At 62.6% G+C, this 15285-nt stretch carries 18 protein-coding genes; 7 read left to right on the top strand and 11 right to left on the bottom strand.

Going from position 1 to position 15285, the window contains the following annotated elements; translation table 11 throughout:
- Positions 1 to 115 precede the first annotated feature (115 nt).
- The 3 genes from AC6CIG_RS11100 to ribH are packed head-to-tail and all read right to left on the bottom strand — an operon-like array spanning position 116 to position 2287.
- A complete protein-coding gene (locus tag AC6CIG_RS11100) occupies positions 116 to 1342 on the bottom strand; it encodes an MFS transporter (protein WP_437408873.1) in 1227 nt (408 codons plus the stop codon).
- Positions 1343 to 1346: 4 nt separating this feature from the next.
- Positions 1347 to 1829: a transcription antitermination factor NusB gene (nusB, locus tag AC6CIG_RS11095; RefSeq protein WP_003529296.1), complete on the bottom strand. Its 483-nt coding sequence runs from the start codon at positions 1827 to 1829 to the stop codon at positions 1347 to 1349.
- On the bottom strand, positions 1826 to 2287 hold the full coding sequence (gene ribH, locus AC6CIG_RS11090) for a 6,7-dimethyl-8-ribityllumazine synthase (RefSeq protein ID WP_018094729.1): 462 nt from the start codon (positions 2285 to 2287) through the stop codon (positions 1826 to 1828). Before ribH ends, nusB begins: the two co-directional genes overlap by 4 nt.
- Positions 2288 to 2537: 250 nt before the next feature.
- Between ribH and AC6CIG_RS11085 the strand changes: the two genes are divergently transcribed.
- From AC6CIG_RS11085 to AC6CIG_RS11075, 3 genes are all read left to right on the top strand, one after another.
- A complete protein-coding gene (locus AC6CIG_RS11085) occupies positions 2538 to 3041 on the top strand; it encodes a cupin domain-containing protein (protein WP_127709338.1) in 504 nt (167 codons plus the stop codon).
- Positions 3042 to 3081: 40 nt separating this feature from the next.
- Positions 3082 to 3621 (top strand): GNAT family N-acetyltransferase, encoded by a 540-nt coding sequence (locus AC6CIG_RS11080; RefSeq protein WP_018094727.1) that lies wholly within the window; start codon positions 3082 to 3084, stop codon positions 3619 to 3621.
- Positions 3622 to 4176: 555 nt separating this feature from the next.
- On the top strand, positions 4177 to 4527 hold the full coding sequence (locus AC6CIG_RS11075) for a hypothetical protein (protein WP_018094726.1): 351 nt from the start codon (positions 4177 to 4179) through the stop codon (positions 4525 to 4527).
- 85 nt (positions 4528 to 4612) lie between these two features.
- On the opposite strand, the gene AC6CIG_RS11070 is transcribed toward AC6CIG_RS11075, so the two are convergent.
- From AC6CIG_RS11070 to AC6CIG_RS11040, 7 genes are all read right to left on the bottom strand, one after another.
- Positions 4613 to 5233: a riboflavin synthase gene (locus AC6CIG_RS11070; protein ID WP_437408871.1), complete on the bottom strand. Its 621-nt coding sequence runs from the start codon at positions 5231 to 5233 to the stop codon at positions 4613 to 4615.
- Positions 5234 to 6418, bottom strand: coding sequence for a bifunctional diaminohydroxyphosphoribosylaminopyrimidine deaminase/5-amino-6-(5-phosphoribosylamino)uracil reductase RibD (gene ribD / locus AC6CIG_RS11065; RefSeq protein ID WP_437408870.1), 1185 nt, complete (start codon positions 6416 to 6418; stop codon positions 5234 to 5236). It lies immediately after the preceding gene.
- Between the two features lie 17 nt (positions 6419 to 6435).
- Positions 6436 to 6909: a transcriptional regulator NrdR gene (gene nrdR, locus AC6CIG_RS11060; protein WP_003529310.1), complete on the bottom strand. Its 474-nt coding sequence runs from the start codon at positions 6907 to 6909 to the stop codon at positions 6436 to 6438.
- Between the two features lie 12 nt (positions 6910 to 6921).
- Positions 6922 to 8217, bottom strand: a complete 1296-nt coding sequence (gene glyA / locus AC6CIG_RS11055; protein WP_018094723.1) for a serine hydroxymethyltransferase — start codon at positions 8215 to 8217, stop codon at positions 6922 to 6924.
- A gap of 184 nt (positions 8218 to 8401) precedes the next feature.
- Positions 8402 to 9733 (bottom strand): L,D-transpeptidase family protein, encoded by a 1332-nt coding sequence (locus AC6CIG_RS11050; protein WP_437408869.1) that lies wholly within the window; start codon positions 9731 to 9733, stop codon positions 8402 to 8404.
- A 423-nt stretch (positions 9734 to 10156) separates the two neighbouring features.
- Positions 10157 to 10669 (bottom strand): transcriptional regulator LdtR, encoded by a 513-nt coding sequence (ldtR, locus tag AC6CIG_RS11045; protein WP_018094721.1) that lies wholly within the window; start codon positions 10667 to 10669, stop codon positions 10157 to 10159.
- A gap of 130 nt (positions 10670 to 10799) precedes the next feature.
- Positions 10800 to 11237 (bottom strand): DUF6163 family protein, encoded by a 438-nt coding sequence (locus AC6CIG_RS11040; RefSeq protein ID WP_437408868.1) that lies wholly within the window; start codon positions 11235 to 11237, stop codon positions 10800 to 10802.
- Positions 11238 to 11417: 180 nt separating this feature from the next.
- On the opposite strand from AC6CIG_RS11040, the gene hemB reads away from it, so the two are divergent.
- The 4 genes from hemB (at position 11418) to AC6CIG_RS11020 (ending at position 14763) form a co-directional block, all read left to right on the top strand.
- Complete coding sequence (gene hemB, locus AC6CIG_RS11035; RefSeq protein ID WP_026168572.1) at positions 11418 to 12431, top strand: porphobilinogen synthase; 1014 nt, start codon at positions 11418 to 11420, stop codon at positions 12429 to 12431.
- 83 nt (positions 12432 to 12514) lie between these two features.
- Positions 12515 to 12979, top strand: coding sequence for an RDD family protein (locus AC6CIG_RS11030; protein ID WP_003529322.1), 465 nt, complete (start codon positions 12515 to 12517; stop codon positions 12977 to 12979).
- A 95-nt stretch (positions 12980 to 13074) separates the two neighbouring features.
- Positions 13075 to 13854 (top strand): arginyltransferase, encoded by a 780-nt coding sequence (locus AC6CIG_RS11025; RefSeq protein WP_018094718.1) that lies wholly within the window; start codon positions 13075 to 13077, stop codon positions 13852 to 13854.
- Positions 13855 to 13857: 3 nt separating this feature from the next.
- Positions 13858 to 14763 carry a DMT family transporter gene (locus AC6CIG_RS11020; RefSeq protein WP_437411663.1) on the top strand — a complete coding sequence of 302 codons (906 nt, stop codon included), beginning with the start codon at positions 13858 to 13860 and terminating at the stop codon, positions 14761 to 14763.
- 83 nt (positions 14764 to 14846) lie between these two features.
- Here the strand turns inward: AC6CIG_RS11020 and AC6CIG_RS11015 are convergent, their stop codons facing one another.
- Complete coding sequence (locus AC6CIG_RS11015; protein WP_127709352.1) at positions 14847 to 15185, bottom strand: ArsR/SmtB family transcription factor; 339 nt, start codon at positions 15183 to 15185, stop codon at positions 14847 to 14849.
- Positions 15186 to 15285: the final 100 nt, after the last annotated feature.

The raw sequence follows: 15285 nt of genomic DNA, 5'->3' as shown, positions 1-15285 counted from the left end.
ACGCGTTTTCGCGGCGCGGCCAGAGTGCTGTTGCCGATGTGGATCGTCAAGCCCCTGAAATTGCCCGCATGCCGGCCTTTTCAGGGTCCGGGAGGCATTCGGATAAAACCGGCTTTCAGGCGGTGGCTTGCTTGCCCGCGCGCATGAGCGGGAGAAGGAGAAGAAGGCAAAAACCGGCCACTGGCCAGACAACCGCGCTCAGCATGTCCCAACCATAGGCGGAAAGCACCTTGCCGGACGCGAAGGAAGAACAAGCGACGGCTGAGAAGAGAACGATGTCGTGAAAGCCCTGGACCTTGTCTGCCTCATGCGGCCGGTAACTCTGCGCGACGATCGCCGTGGAGCCGATGAAACCGAAATTCCAGCCGAGGCCGAGCAGCGACAACGCCCCCCAGAAATTCCAGAGTGCGACACCGAGGTGAGCCACGGCAGCGCAGGCCATCAGCAGGAGGAGACCGCATGCGACGATGCGTTCGGCGCCGAAGCGGCTGATCAGCCAGCCCGTCACGAAACTCGGAGCGAACATCGCAAGCACGTGCCATTGGATTCCGAGCGTCGCGAGATCGCTCGAAAAGCCGCAGCCGACAACCATGGCGACGGGCGCGCCCGTCATCATGAAGGTCATCAGGACATAGCTGGAAATCCCGCAGATCATTCCCGTCATGAAACGCTGGCTGCCCGCAATCTCGCGCAGCGGACGCGCGGGAGGCTGCTCATGATGGGCCGATGCCGATGTGTGGTCCGGCAGCCGCAGCGGCACGAAGAAGAAGAGCGCGACGATGCAGACCGGTACGAGAGCGACGAAGGCGCCCGCGAACCACACGGGCGCAAAGTAATCGCCCGCGAAGATGACGATCTGCGGTCCGAGGATCGCCGAGACGATGCCGCCTCCCAGGATCCAGGAAATCGCCTTGGCCTTGTAGAAGGAGGGCGAGGCGTCGGCTGCGGCGAAGCGGAGCTTCTGCGTAAAGCCGTTGGAAGCGCCGAGCACGGCGAGGCCGCAGGCGAAGAACCAGAAACTCTCCCGGAACAGTGCAGCCATGGCGAGCACGCCGCCGAGCGCAGCGATCGACGCACCGGCGATGAAGGCGAAGCGCCGGCCAACGAGTCGCGACAACACCGCAACGAGCACGACGCCGAGCGCCATGCCGAGATTGTAGGCGGTGAGCGGCGCCGTCGCGAGCGACTTGTCTTCGCCGAGCAACTGGTGGCCGGCAACCCCACCGACGGCAAAACTGATCGGCCCGACAACGCCGAGCAGTGCCTGGGCAACGGTAAGCAACTGCACGTTGCGACGCGCCTCGCGGAGGACCGTTCCGATTTCTGCCGGCTCGGTGGCCATCCGCTTACTTTCTCTGGTCGCCGCGAACTTGTTTGGCGATCCGGTCGAGGACGGCGTTGACGAGCTTCGGCTCTTCGTCCTGGAAGAAGGCCTTGGCGATCTCGACATATTCGGTCACGATCACCGGAACCGGCACGTCCTTTCGCTCCAGTATCTCGAAGGTGCCGGCGCGCAGGATTGCACGAACGGTGGAATCGAGCCGGGAAAGCGCCCAATCGTCCTGTAGCGCCGAGCCGATCAACGGATCGAGCTTGCGCTGGTCGCGCACGACGCCCGCAACGATCGAGCGAAACCAGGACGCGTCTGCCCTGAGATAGGTGTCACCGTCCAGTTCCTTGCCGAGGCGATGTTCCTCGTATTCGGCGACGATCTCCAGGACGCCGGTCCCGCCGACATCCATCTGATAAAGCGCCTGAACGGCTGCAAGGCGCGCGGCGCCCCGCTGGTTGACCTGTTTCAGCGGCTGATCCGAAGGGGTGTTCGTCACTTCTCTGCGCCCAATCTTTGCTTCAGTTCAATCATGGTTAGGGCGGCGCGCGCGGCGAATCCGCCCTTGTCGCCTTCCGTACGGCGGGCCCGTGCCCAGGCCTGATCGTCGTTTTCGACCGTCAGAATGCCGTTGCCGAGCGCCAGGCTCTCGCTGACGGCGAGATCCATCAGCGCGCGCGCGGACTCGTTGGCGACGATGTCGAAATGGTAGGTCTCGCCGCGGATCACCATGCCGAGCGCAACGAAGCCGTCATATTCCGCCCCGCCTTCGTCGGCGCCGTCGAGCGCCATGGCGATCGCCGCGGGAATTTCCAGTGCCCCCGGAACCGTCACAATATCATAAGTGGCGCCGGCCGCATCCAGCGCATGTTTCGCTCCATCGAGGAGCGCGTCGGCCATATCGTCATAGAAACGCGCTTCCACAATCAGGATGTGGACGGGCTTGATCTTCGCCATGGATCACCTGTCTTGAAAAATTCGGACCGGACTTGGCCGGTGCAGGCGGCGGTCAAACCATGCCCGGCACGGAATGGCAAGTAAATTCCGTTAACCGAAGGGCATTTGCCCTACCGCAATCTTCGATATTGGTGGAGCCGAACAGCAAACCCGCTTGTAACGGCGCCAACTGTCTCTAATCCTTAACCGCGCCCAGCCCGATTCCGCGAGGTCGAGCCGGGCATGCGAAGCGACCAGGAGGACGACTGCGATGACGGACGCGCAAAGGCCCATCGTCAATCCGAAGAACCTGAAGCTCGACCACTGGCGCCGTGGTTCGTTCTTCGAATCCAGCGACGTCTCTTTCGGGTCGCTTCTCGGCCTCAAGGATATCGGCATAGGCTACGGCGAGGTTCCGCCCGGCAAATCCGGGTGTCCGTTCCATAACCACCATGTCGAAGAAGAGCTGTTCATCATCCTCGAGGGGCAGGGTACCTACCGTTTCGGCAGCGAACGCCATGCGGTCGGGCCAGGCGACATACTCGGAGCCCCCGCTGGCGGCCAGGAGACCGCGCATCACCTCATCAATACCGGCACCGTGCCGCTCAAATACCTGTCCATTTCAACCATCGCAGCGACCGAAATCTGCGAATATCCGGACTCCGGCAAGTTCCTTGCCCGGACCCGGCGTCCCGGTGAAAGCCAGGCGTCGTTCGACTTCATCGGCCGCGCGCCCTCGGCGGCCGACTATTGGGACGGTGAACCGGGCATCTGAGAACTCTACTCCTTCCCCTGTCAGAACAAGCGGAGCGACAATGCACAGCGTCCCCACGATCGAGACCGAGCGGCTATTCCTGCGCCCCTACCGGCGCGACGACTTTCCTTCCTATTGCGCACTCTTCGGCGACGAGGAAGTGACCCGCTATACCGGCGGCGTGCCGTACACCCGCGAACAGTCCTGGACGCGATTTCTGCGCCAGGTCGGCATGTGGCACTACTTCGGCTTCGGCTTCTTCGCGATCCAGGACAAGCAAAGCGGCGCCTTTATCGGAGAGGCCGGCTTCCACGAAGCGCATCGCCAGATCACCCCCTCACTGGAGGGAACGATGGAGACGGGCTGGGCGATTTCACCGAAAAACCACGGCCGCGGACTGGCGACGGAAGCCGTGACCGCCGCCCTCGCCTGGGCCGACCGTCAGTTTCCCGTGCTGAGGAAGACCTGCATCATCGAACCGGGCAACCAGGCTTCGATCAATGTCGCCCTGAAACACGGTTTCAAGGAATTCTGGCGCACGACCTATAACGGCCGGCCGATGGTCATGTTCGAAAGGCGGCCGAGGGGATCGGAGGCTTAGACCGGGAAAAGTGTGCGGGGTTTTCCGCTGAAGGAAGCTTTTCGGAGGACCGCAACCTCTCCTCTTCCTCATCGTGCTCGTCACAGGGATGAGAGCAGCGCCGCGTCCGCGGCGCGGGAGGCGTTTTTTCAGCCCAAGGACTTGGTCTGGCTGGATTCCTGTGACAAGCACAGGAATGAGGCGATCAAACAAGCGGCGGCGGTGGCCCATTCTCAACAGCCGTTAAAGCACTTCCAGGAAAGTTTCCTACGGCGCCGCGCGGATCGCAGAAGCGGAAAGATGAACAATTCTTAATTATTTTCAGCCGTTTACGCCACCGAAACGGCCACATTCCGGTCCACTTTCATGATCGTTGGCACGGCGCGAGATCCCAGTCGGACGCAACAAGGCGCAGTACCAACCAGTCGAAACGGTCCAGCTTCTTCGCTGCGGGTGACATCACCCGTAAACGACCCGTGCTGGCCTGCAGGCTGCGCCTCAGAGAAGCAAAAGGCCGTGGCGGATCTACGAACCGATCGTCACCGGGGCCAGCCGCAAAACCAAAGGAGCATGACAATGAACAGCATTGCGAAAATCTCCGTCATCGCCACCCTCTCCGCCCTTACCTTCGCCGGTATCTCCCAGGCGGCGAGCGTCGAAATGAACTGGCCGGACCGGATCGACCAGACCGTGCGCACCTTCAAGGGCGACAATTTCCGCGTCGTCGATGTCGACACGTTGAGCCGTTTGAATCAGACCCGTATGCGGGTCGACGAGGCGACACCGGGGCAGCGGGCCGCATTGCGAGCCGCCGTCGAAGCCAATAGACCGCTGCTCGCTTCGCTCAGGGCACGCAATGTCGAAATCGACAACGTCGCCGCGGCGACGCAGGCGGCCGATGGCGGACTGACGATCTATCTGCGCTGACGTTTTCGGCCGGCTGCCGACAATCTCGTCCGCCCCCATTTTCGGGGGCGGGCTCTTTTGACGGGCGATTTCTTTCGGCCGGACGTTATTCCTCCTTGGGAGCCGGGAATTCCGCCAATCGCGCCGCGTAGCGCGCCATCGTGTCCACCTCGAAATTGACGAGATCGCCGGACTTGCGTTCGCCCCAGGTCGTCACTTCGAGCGAATGACGGATCAGCAATACGTCGAACTCGACGCCATCCACCTTGTTCACGGTGAGCGACGTTCCGTCGAGCGCCACCGAGCCCTTGGGCGCGACGAATTTCGCGAGATGTTCGGGTGCCCTGAGGCGGAAGCGCACGGCTTCCCCCTCCGCTTCGACTGCGAGGATCTCCGCTTTGCCGTCGACATGGCCGGACACGATGTGGCCGCCCAGTTCGTCGCCGATCTTCAGCGAGCGCTCGAGATTGATGCGCGTCCCCTCCTGCCAGTCGGCGATCGTCGTCAGCCTCAGCGCTTCCTCCCATGCCTCGACCTCGAACCAGCGCTCGTTGCTGCCCGCTTCCGGCAGTGACGTGACGGTCAGGCAGATGCCGGCATGGGCGATGGAGGCGCCGAGATCGATGGTCTGAGGGTCGTAATTGGTGGCGACACGAAGCTTGATGCCTTCCTTGAGGGGTGAAGCTTTCTCGACCGTGCCGATATCGGTGATGATGCCTGTGAACATTCAGCTTTCTCTCTCATAGTCCTCGAACAGATCGTCGCCGTAGCGCGCCGCGCGGCGAAGCGAGAAGCCCTCCGGCACCGACGTCCTCTGAAATGGGGATGGAATGCCGCCTGCGCCAATCGCCGGCGGGCAGGTGAAGAGCAGGATTCGGTCCACCAGATCCGCATCGAGAAACGAACGCGCCGCCCGGGCCCCACCCTCCACGAGCAGGGAGGAAATGCCCCGGGACGCAAGTGCGGCCAGGAGGTCGGGGATGGTATCGGCGTTCAGCAGCTCGGCTCCTGCCGCTTCGAGGCCAGCTCGCCTGGCGTCGTAATCGACCTCTCTCTCCGCGAGCGCAGAGAGAGGCATCTGCGCGCCGCCTGGCTGCCCCTCATCCGCCCTTCGGGTACCTTCTCCCCATATGCGGGGAGAAGGGAATCCTGCATCACCCGCAACCACAATCAGCGGAACGTCGCGCGCCGTGCGGACCAATTTCGACTCAAGCGGCAGATCGAGACGGCGGTCGAGCACGATCCGGATCGGAGAGCGCTCCTCCAGTCCCGGGAGCCGCACCGTGAGTTGCGGATCGTCGGCAACGGCCGTACCGATACCCACAAGAATCGCGTCCGTCTCGGCTCGCAATATCTGCACCTGGGCGCGAGCGACGGCACCGGAAATCCTCACCTGCCCCTCGCCTCTCCGGCCGATCATGCCATCGGCGGAAACCGCAAGTTTCAGAGTCACATGCGGACGTTTCTTCCGCTGACGCATAAGGTAGGCCTCGAGCACGCGCCCGCCCTCTTCATGGAGCGTGCCGATGTCGACGGCGATCCCCGCATCGCGAAGCATCACCACCCCGCGGCCGGCAACGCGTTCGTCGGGATCGAGGATGGAAACGACGACACGGGCGATCCCCGAAGCGATCAGCGCATCCGCGCAGGGCGGGGTCTTGCCATGATGCGAACAGGGTTCGAGGGTGACATAGGCGGTGGCTCCCCTCGCCTGTTCGCCCGCCTCCGCAAGCGCCTGTGTTTCCGCATGCGGCCGCCCGCCCGGGGCGGTCACGGCGCGGCCGACGATCGTCCCTTCGTTGACAATGATGCAGCCGACCGAGGGATTGGTGGAAGTCAGGCCGAGATTGCGTCTTGCAAGCCGCAGCGCCGCAGCCATGAAACGTTCGTCTTCACGTGTCGGCTCGCCCATACCCCGTGGTCTCCGGCCTATTCGCCCGGGTCGCGGGCAATCTTGGCGCTTATCTCGGCAATCACCTTTTCGAAATCTTCCGCATGGGAGAAATCGCGATAGACAGACGCGTAGCGCACGAAGGCAACGTCGTCGAGGCTCTTCAACGCCTCGAGCACCTGAAGGCCGATTTCCTCCGAGGGAATTTCGGTTTCGCCCGAGCTTTCGAGCCGGCGGACGATGCCCGACACCGCCCGTTCGATCCGGTCGCGATCCACCGGGCGCTTGCGAAGCGCGATCTCGAAGGAGCGCAGCAGCTTATCCCGGTCGAAAGGAACCTTCCGACCGGTCTTCTTGATGATCATCAGCTCACGCAGCTGCACCCGCTCGAAGGTCGTGAAGCGGCCGCCGCAATCCGGGCAGATGCGGCGGCGGCGAATGGCGTTCCCGTCCTCTGCCGGACGGGAATCCTTCACCTGACTGTCTTCGGAACCGCAATAGGGGCAGCGCATGCAGCCGTCCGATCACATATAGCCGTACATGGGGAAGCGGTCGGTGAGCTTGATCACCTTCTCGCGCACGCCAGCCTCGACTGCGGCATTGCCCTCGTCGGAATTGGCGACCTTGAGACCGTCGAGCACCTCGACGATCAGTTCGCCGATCTCCTTGAACTCCGCCTCCTTGAAGCCGCGCGTCGTACCGGCCGGTGCACCGAGGCGCACGCCGGATGTGACGAAGGGCTTTTCGGGGTCGAAGGGAATGCCGTTCTTGTTGCAGGTGACGTAGGCACGGCCGAGAGCAGCTTCGGCACGCTTGCCGGTCGCGTTCTTCTTGCGCAGGTCGACCAGCATCAGGTGGTTGTCGGTACCGCCCGAGACGATGTCGAGTCCGTTGGCCTTCAAGGTTTCGGCAAGGGTGCGGGCGTTCTTGACGACCTGGGCCGCATAATCCTTGAAGGAGGGCTGCAGCGCCTCGCCAAGCGCGACTGCCTTGGCGGCAATCACGTGCATCAGCGGACCACCCTGGAGGCCGGGGAAGACCGCGGAATTGATCTTCTTGGCGATTTCCTCGTCATTGGTAAGGATCATGCCGCCGCGGGGCCCGCGCAGGGACTTGTGCGTGGTGGTCGTCGCAACGTGGCAATGCGGGAACGGCGACGGATGCTGGCCACCGGCCACGAGACCGGCAATGTGCGCCATGTCGACCATCAGCCACGCGCCCACCTCGTCGGCGATCTCGCGGAAGCGCTTCCAGTCCCAGATGCGGGAATAGGCCGTTCCGCCGGCGATGATCAGCTTCGGCTTTTGCTCGCGCGCCTTCTTGGCGACCTCGTCCATGTCGAGAAGGTGATCGTCTTGACGCACGCCGTAGGAAACGACGTTGAACCATTTGCCCGACATGTTCACCGGGGACCCATGCGTCAGGTGGCCGCCGGAATTGAGGTCGAGGCCCATGAAGGTGTCGCCCGGCTGCAGCAGCGCCAGGAAGACCGCCTGGTTCATCTGCGAGCCCGAATTCGGCTGAACGTTGGCGAAGTTGACGCCGAAGAGCTTCTTGGCGCGCTCGATCGCGAGTTCCTCGGCGATATCGACATACTGGCAGCCGCCGTAATAGCGCTTGCCCGGGTAACCCTCGGCGTATTTGTTGGTCATGATCGAGCCCTGCGCCTCGAGCACGGCCCGTGAAACGATGTTCTCGGAGGCGATCAGCTCGATCTCATGGCGCTGGCGACCCAGCTCCTTCTCGATCGCACCGAAGATCTCCGGATCGCTGTCGGCAAGAGAGCGGGTGAAGAAAGCGTCGTTGGTCTGTGAAAGCATCGGCTCGAGGCTCCTCTGAAGGGTGGCTGTTCTTTAGCTTCCTCGCACGCGGAGAGCAATATCCGCTATGCGGATTGCGTCATTTCCGCCATCCGCCGCGCCGGGTTCGCACAGCCGTCTCCAATTGAAAAAGCCGCGCGTTCGTGGAACGCGCGGCCTGTGATGAGGAATGCGGCTTCTCTGCTTATTGCGGCAGGGCGTCTGCGTCGATGGGACCGGCAGATTGCTCGATCCCCGTCGTCGTTTGCAGCGCGAGTTCGGCCGCACCGTCACGCTGGTAGATATCGTCGCGGAACTGGACGACACGGTCTTTTGCCGACCAGGCGGTTATATAGGTGAAGTAGACCGGGACCTCTTCGGCAAGCTTGATCGGCGTGTTGACGCCGGACTTGATCGTCGCCTCGATCTGCTGACGCGCCCAGCCGGGCGTTTCCTTGAGCAGCCAGGTGGAGAGGTCGCGCACGTTCTGGACGCGCACGCAGCCGGACGATTCGAAGCGCATCAGCTTGTTGAACAGGCCCTGCTGCGGCGTGTCGTGCATGTAGACGGCGTGCTCGTTGTGGAAGTTGATCTTCGTCGAGGACATAGCGTTGATCTTGCCGGGGTCCTGGCGGAACATCAGATTCGGCGCCTTCTCGGCCTGCCAGTCGATGGTTTCCGGCGACACTTCGTTGCCGTTGCCGTCGAGAAGGCGGATCGCGTTGCGCTCGAGATAGGTCGGATCCTTGCGCATCAGCGGCATGATGTCCTTCTGGATGATCGAGCGCGGCGCCGTCCAGTACGGGTTGAGGATGACCTCGTAGATCTTTGAATTGAGGATCGGCGACTGGCGGTCGATCTTGCCGACGATGGCCGTATGGCGCAATGCGACGCGGCCGTTCTCCACTGCTTCGATATAGGCCGCAGGGATGTTGACCATGACGTAACGCCGTCCGAGGTCGCCGGACATCGACTGGAGCCGTACGAGGTTTGTTTCGAGCTGGGCGAGCCGGGTCGAGGCGTCGACGTTCATGGCCTTCAGGGAATATTCGCCGATCACGCCGTCGGCCGGAAGGCCGTGGCGCGCCTGGAAGCGCTTGACCGCGCCGTCGACGTAGGAGTCGAAGGAAGAGGAAATGCCGGCAGACTGCGGCAGATCGCCGGAGATCATCAGGCGCTGACGCAACTGCCGGACGGAAGGATCGGTAACGCCGATTTCGAGCCTTTGGGTGCTCGCAGGCGTGACCATCGGCCAGCCTCCGGCGGATGCGATCTGCTGATAATCGTAGATCGCCTGCTGCAAATGTGCGATCGTTTCAGGGCCGAAAACCGGCGTGTTGGAGAGGACCGCAGTAGCCGTTCGCGACGCCTTCGCATCGAACTGGTCGTCCCAGGAGCCGCGGCGCGGCGAATTGATGATTTCGTTCAGCGCATCCTGGGCGCCGGCGGCGCCTGCCCATGCGGCGGCACCGAAGGTTGCGGCCGAGCGCAGAAATGCGCGGCGCGAGAAAGCATCAATTCCGTTCTTTTTCGACATAGTCCCACCGTCTCAATGCGCCAGAAGCGCGCTGCCCGAGCCCTAAAGCGCATTACGCGATGCGCTTTACGTCTTTGCATTCATGCAAGTCGCGTCCCAAAACCGATGTGCGCTTCTGGGCGACATGCATTAGCACGGCTATGGTTAACAAAGGTAAACCCGCGTGCCACCCGGCCCTCAAATCGCTTCACGTTCCCGCGAACAAGAGCCGCCCCGGCAGGCGAGCCGCGCAACCGACTTCCGTCACATGGACGCAATCGCGCACCTGCCGCACCCAAGCGTCGCTGTCACAGCAATATGGCCAATTCGTGTCTCCGCGCCGCCGGCGGGGCGTGGCGCTGCAACTCCATGGCGTGAAATACAGCAAAGGTCGGACACGCAGGGATTGCGCCCGACCCTTGAGACTGGAGGGGGTACGCCCGATTAAAGGCGATAGAGGATTTGATCGTTCCAGAAGCGGTCGAGACGCTGCAGGAGCTTATTCATCTGGGTGAACTCGTCGCTGCCGATCCCGCCGACCTTCTGGATCGAACCGATGTGGCGCTCATAAAGCTTGGCGACGGTTTCGGCGATCTCCTGCCCGTCTTCCGTGAGGCTGATGCGAACCGAACGGCGGTCGACACGCGAGCGTTGGTGGTTGATCAGACCGAGATCGACGAGTTTCTTGACGTTGTAGGAAACGTTCGAGCCCAGATAGTAACCGCGGGAGCGAAGTTCGCCGGCGGTCAGTTCGGAGTTGCCGATGTTGAACAGCAGCAGAGCCTGGACGGCATTGACGTCACTGCGGCCCTGCCGGTCGAACTCGTCCTTGATGACGTCGAGCAGGCGGCGATGCAGGCGCTCGACGAGGTGGAGGGATTCCATGTAGAGACCACGGATGGTTTCTTCCTGCGGGTCTCTGGGCGCAACAACCTGCGGCTTCATCTTGGTGTTCATTTTCGTGCCTCACTGTTTCGTTTGGCGGTGTCTCTTTGTCTTCCCGCCTTGAGTGAGACCCTATCGAATACGTATAAAATTCTACTTAAACCGCAGCCTTAACATGAACTTACCGCCGACCGAGCCTGTCTCAGGGTGAATCAACCCTTACCTTCCGCACCTGGCGCAGCCGCTGATAGAGCAGTGCCGCGCGGAAGAGCACGAAGGTGACGGCGACCGATCCGTGGAGCACGATCAGCAACGGACGGTGGCCGAGGATGCCGGGATAGAACTTGTCCATGGCGATCTCCGTCGCGGCGGCAACCACCCAGACGACCGGCCCCCAGGAGACCAGAAGCCAGAGCCCGATGGCGGCGACCGGGTAGACGACTGCAAGGGCCGTGGCGGCCGCGCGCCACTCCGGCGACAGAAGATCGAAACGGCCCGCGCCGCTATGGGAAAAGCCGATCAGCATGGCCCAATAGCTCAATGCGAACCAGAAGCAGGACGCGCCGACCAGGCGCAGGAACCAGGCGAAGAACACCTCGGTGAGCGACGGTTTGGGCACGTGAACAGAATCATGAAGCATGCCCGGCAAGATAGGCCGGGCGTCTGCGAACCACCAGCGCGAAGGACGGGAATGCGCCGCGATGTACTCGACGGGCGGAAGAAATGCCGCAGGCCAATGGCGGGCGATGCGGGTTTTCAACCCCTGAAGGCGCGTGATAAACCGCCTTCACGCACGATCAGGAAAGAGGGACGCGGCGCGATGAACGACAGGACAAATCTTGTGGACAGGATCACCGGACACCGCCGCATGCGCCGCAACCGCAAGGCGGATTGGACACGCCGGCTGGTCCGGGAGAGCAGCCTGACGGTGGACGACCTGATCTGGCCGATCTTCGTCGTGCCCGGCAGCGGCATCGCCGAGCCGATCGCTGCGATGCCGGGCGTCAACCGCATGAGCGTCGACAAGGCGGTCGAAGCGGCCAAGGAGGCGGCCGGCCTCGGCATCCCGGCTATCGCCACCTTCCCCAATATCGACATGGCGCTTCGCGACGAGACCGGTTCCGACAGCCTCAATGCCGACAATCTGATCAATCAGGCGACGCGGGCGATCAAAAAGGCCGTACCCGACATCGGGATCATCACCGATGTCGCGCTCGATCCGTTCACCAGCCACGGGCACGACGGCATCCTGCGGGGCGGCGAGATCGTCAACGACGAGACGGTGGAGGCGATCGCCAGGGCGGCGGTCATTCAGGCCGACGCCGGCTCCGACATCATCGCGCCCTCGGACATGATGGACGGGCGGATCGGCGCGATCCGCGAGGCGCTCGACGCCGCCGGCCACCAGAATGTCGGGATCATGTCCTATGCGACGAAATTCGCCTCCGCCTTCTATGGCCCTTATCGAGAGGCGATCGGCACGGGCGGTCTGCTCAAGGGCGACAAGAAGACCTATTACATCGATCCGTCGAACGGCACGGAGGCGATCCGCGATGCGGCACTCGATGTGGAGGAAGGCGCGGACATGCTGATGGTGAAGCCCGGTCTGCCCTATCTCGATATCTGTTGGCGGATGAAGGAAGCCTTCGGCCTGCCCGTCTTCGCCTATCAGGTTTCCGGCGAATACGCGCAGATCAAGGCAGCCGCCGCCAATGGCTGGATCGACGGGGAGCGGGTGATGCTTGAGACGCTGCTCGCCTTCAAGCGAGCCGGTTGCGACGGTATCCTCAGCTACTTTGCCGTCGACGTAGCTCGCATTCTTGCGAAACGCTGACGCCGGCAGCAGACCGGCCAGTGCATTGTTTTACCGCATTCGCTCCCCATATTTTGGGTGGATAGCAATTTTGGGGCACGCGCATGAGCATGCATAATGAAGAACTGAGGCTTCCGAGCGAGGACTGGCGCGCCTACCAGGGCGTATTGTCACGCAGGATATTCGCTTTCATCATCGATTACCTGATCGTCGCGCTGCTGTGGATACCGGCGGCCGTCGTGGTCTTTTTCCTCGGCATACTGACGCTCGGCCTCGGCTTTCTCCTCTACCCGGTCCTCTTCGCTTTGGTGGCGATGCTCTATTTCGGACTGACCGTCGGCGGCCGCGAGCAGGCATCACCCGGTATGAGGATCATGGGCGTGGCGATCGCCCGGACGGACGGTCGGCCAATGGATTTCCTGACGGCAATCGTCCATCTGGCGATATTCTGGATCGCCAATGCGCTGCTGACGCCGCTCATCCTGCTGATCGGCCTCTTCACCGACCGTGGCCGGCTGTTGCACGACCTGCTGATCGGCACCGTGGCCGTTCGGCGCGACATGTACTGACGGGACCGTTACGCCGAACGAGTGTGTTGACGTTTTCCATTCTTCGGCCATGCTATTACGATGAGCAACCGCACGAAGAGTGATCCGCCCGCTCGATGAACACGCAGACCGCACCGTCTCCTCAATTCTACCTGACCGCACCGGCAGCCTGTCCCTATCTGCCGAACCAGATGGAACGGAAGGTATTCACGCATATGGTGGGAGAGCGGGCGCCGGAGCTCAACGACCTGCTGACGCAGGGCGGCTTCCGCCGCTCGCAGAACATCGCCTACCGCCCCGCCTGCGAGACCTGCCGGGCGTGCATTTCCGTGCGCATACTCGCCAACGAATTCGCGCCGACGCGATCCATGCGGCGCGTGCTTGCGACCAATGGCGACATCGTATCCGCGGAATATCCGGCCGAGCCATCGAGCGAGCAGTACAATCTCTTCCGGCGCTATCTCGACTGTCGCCATCAGAAAGGCGGCATGTCCGACATGTCGGTGCTCGACTATGCGATGATGGTCGAGGATACCCATGTGCACACGAAGATCATCGAGTACCGGTTGCGGGTCGAAGGCGACGGCATCAACGACAAGGCGCGAGGCCCCCTGGTCGCCACGGCGCTCACAGACCGGATGAGCGACGGTCTCTCCATGGTCTATTCCTTCTTCGATCCGGCTCTCTCCGAGCGCTCCCTCGGCACCTACATGATTCTGGATCATATCCGCCGGGCGAAGGAACGCGGTCTGCCGCATGTCTATCTCGGCTACTGGGTCAAGGGATCGCGCAAAATGGGGTATAAGACAAAGTTTTTGCCGCAAGAGCACCTTATGGCCCGCGGCTGGGAGCGCTATTCTGGCGAGCACGATTCCACCAAACCCGCCACGGATTGAAAATTGACCCCATCCACTGACGCCGCCCGGCACCGGCGCGGCCTTGCCATCACCGGCCTCGGCGGCCTTGCGCTCTCCTTCGACATTCCGCTGATCCGGTCGGCAGATGGCGAGGTCTGGTCGATCCTTGCCGTGCGCAGCCTCTCGACCTTCCTCGCCGCGCTCGCCACATGGGTGGTGATCAACCGCCTGCTCGGCCGCCGTGTCGCCCTGATCCCGGGAAAGGCCGGCCTGATCGCCGGTCTCTTCTACGGCATCAACTCCTTCACTTTCCTGCTCGCCGTATTCAATACGTCGACCGCGAACGTCGTTTTCATCCTGGCGTTCACTTCGATGTTCGCGGCGATCCTCTCCTGGATATTCCTTGGGGAGCGCCCCTCCAACGCCACCTCCCTGACGATGGCGGTCATGCTCGTCGGCGTCGGTGTGATCGTCAGCGACGGACTCGAAAGCGGGCATCTCTTCGGCGACGCGATGGCGGCATCCTCGGCCTTCCTGCTCGCAAGCGCGATCACGATCAGCCGCGCCAGCGGCCGCGACATGTCGCTCGTGCCGCTGACAACGGCGATCTTCCCGGCGATCGCCGGCTTCATGCTTTTGCCGTCCGGCGGCCTCACGATCGCCGAACCCGCCTACATCCTCTTCAACGGACTGGTGATGATCCCGCTTGCCTTCTTCTGTCTGGCGACGGGGCCGCGCTACCTTTCCGCGCCGGAAGTCGGCATGTTCTACCTGCTGGAGACCATTCTGGCGCCGATCTGGGTATGGATCGTCTTTGCCGAGACGCCGACGAACCGAACGCTCCTCGGCGGCACGATCCTCATTCTCGCTTTGCTCGGCCATTCGTTTTGGCAGATGCGGATCAAGGCGGCCAGGGCGCGCATCGCCTGCGTGGAAATTGCGGGATAGGATAGCGCCTCATCCGCCTGCCGGAGGAGAGGCGCTTTGCACCGAGGATGCGAAGCGACGACTTTACGTCGCTGTCCGGGCTCCTATCGCTGTTCGGGCGACCCTTCATCTCTGGAGGATTCCTGCATCTGCGACTGCATCGCCCAGAGCTCGCGATTGGTGTCGATCCACTCCGCGGCAATCTCGAGCGGCGCAGGATCGGCCTTGACGAGTTCTTTCCCGCCCTTCCACCGCCGGGCAACCAACCCGGCTGTCTCCAGAACGGCCAGATGCCCCGAAAGGACGTCCTGCCCGATGCCGATGGCCGCAGCGATACTCGCCGCAGGCGTCTCGCCGGCAAACAGGACTTCGAATATGCGGCGGCGCATCGGATCGGCCAGCGCCAGCAATGTATCGTCAAGAGCCGAGGTCATCGCGTTCATCTCGCCGCCGCATGGTTGCCCGAATCGGAGCCGATCTAAGGGACATGCAGGAGATCAAGGAATTACAGCGACATTCGGGATAGCGAGGACACCGGCCCGC

The organism is Sinorhizobium sp. GQ132, assembly GCF_059758575.1.
This window is presented reverse-complemented; position numbering and strand designations above follow the sequence as displayed.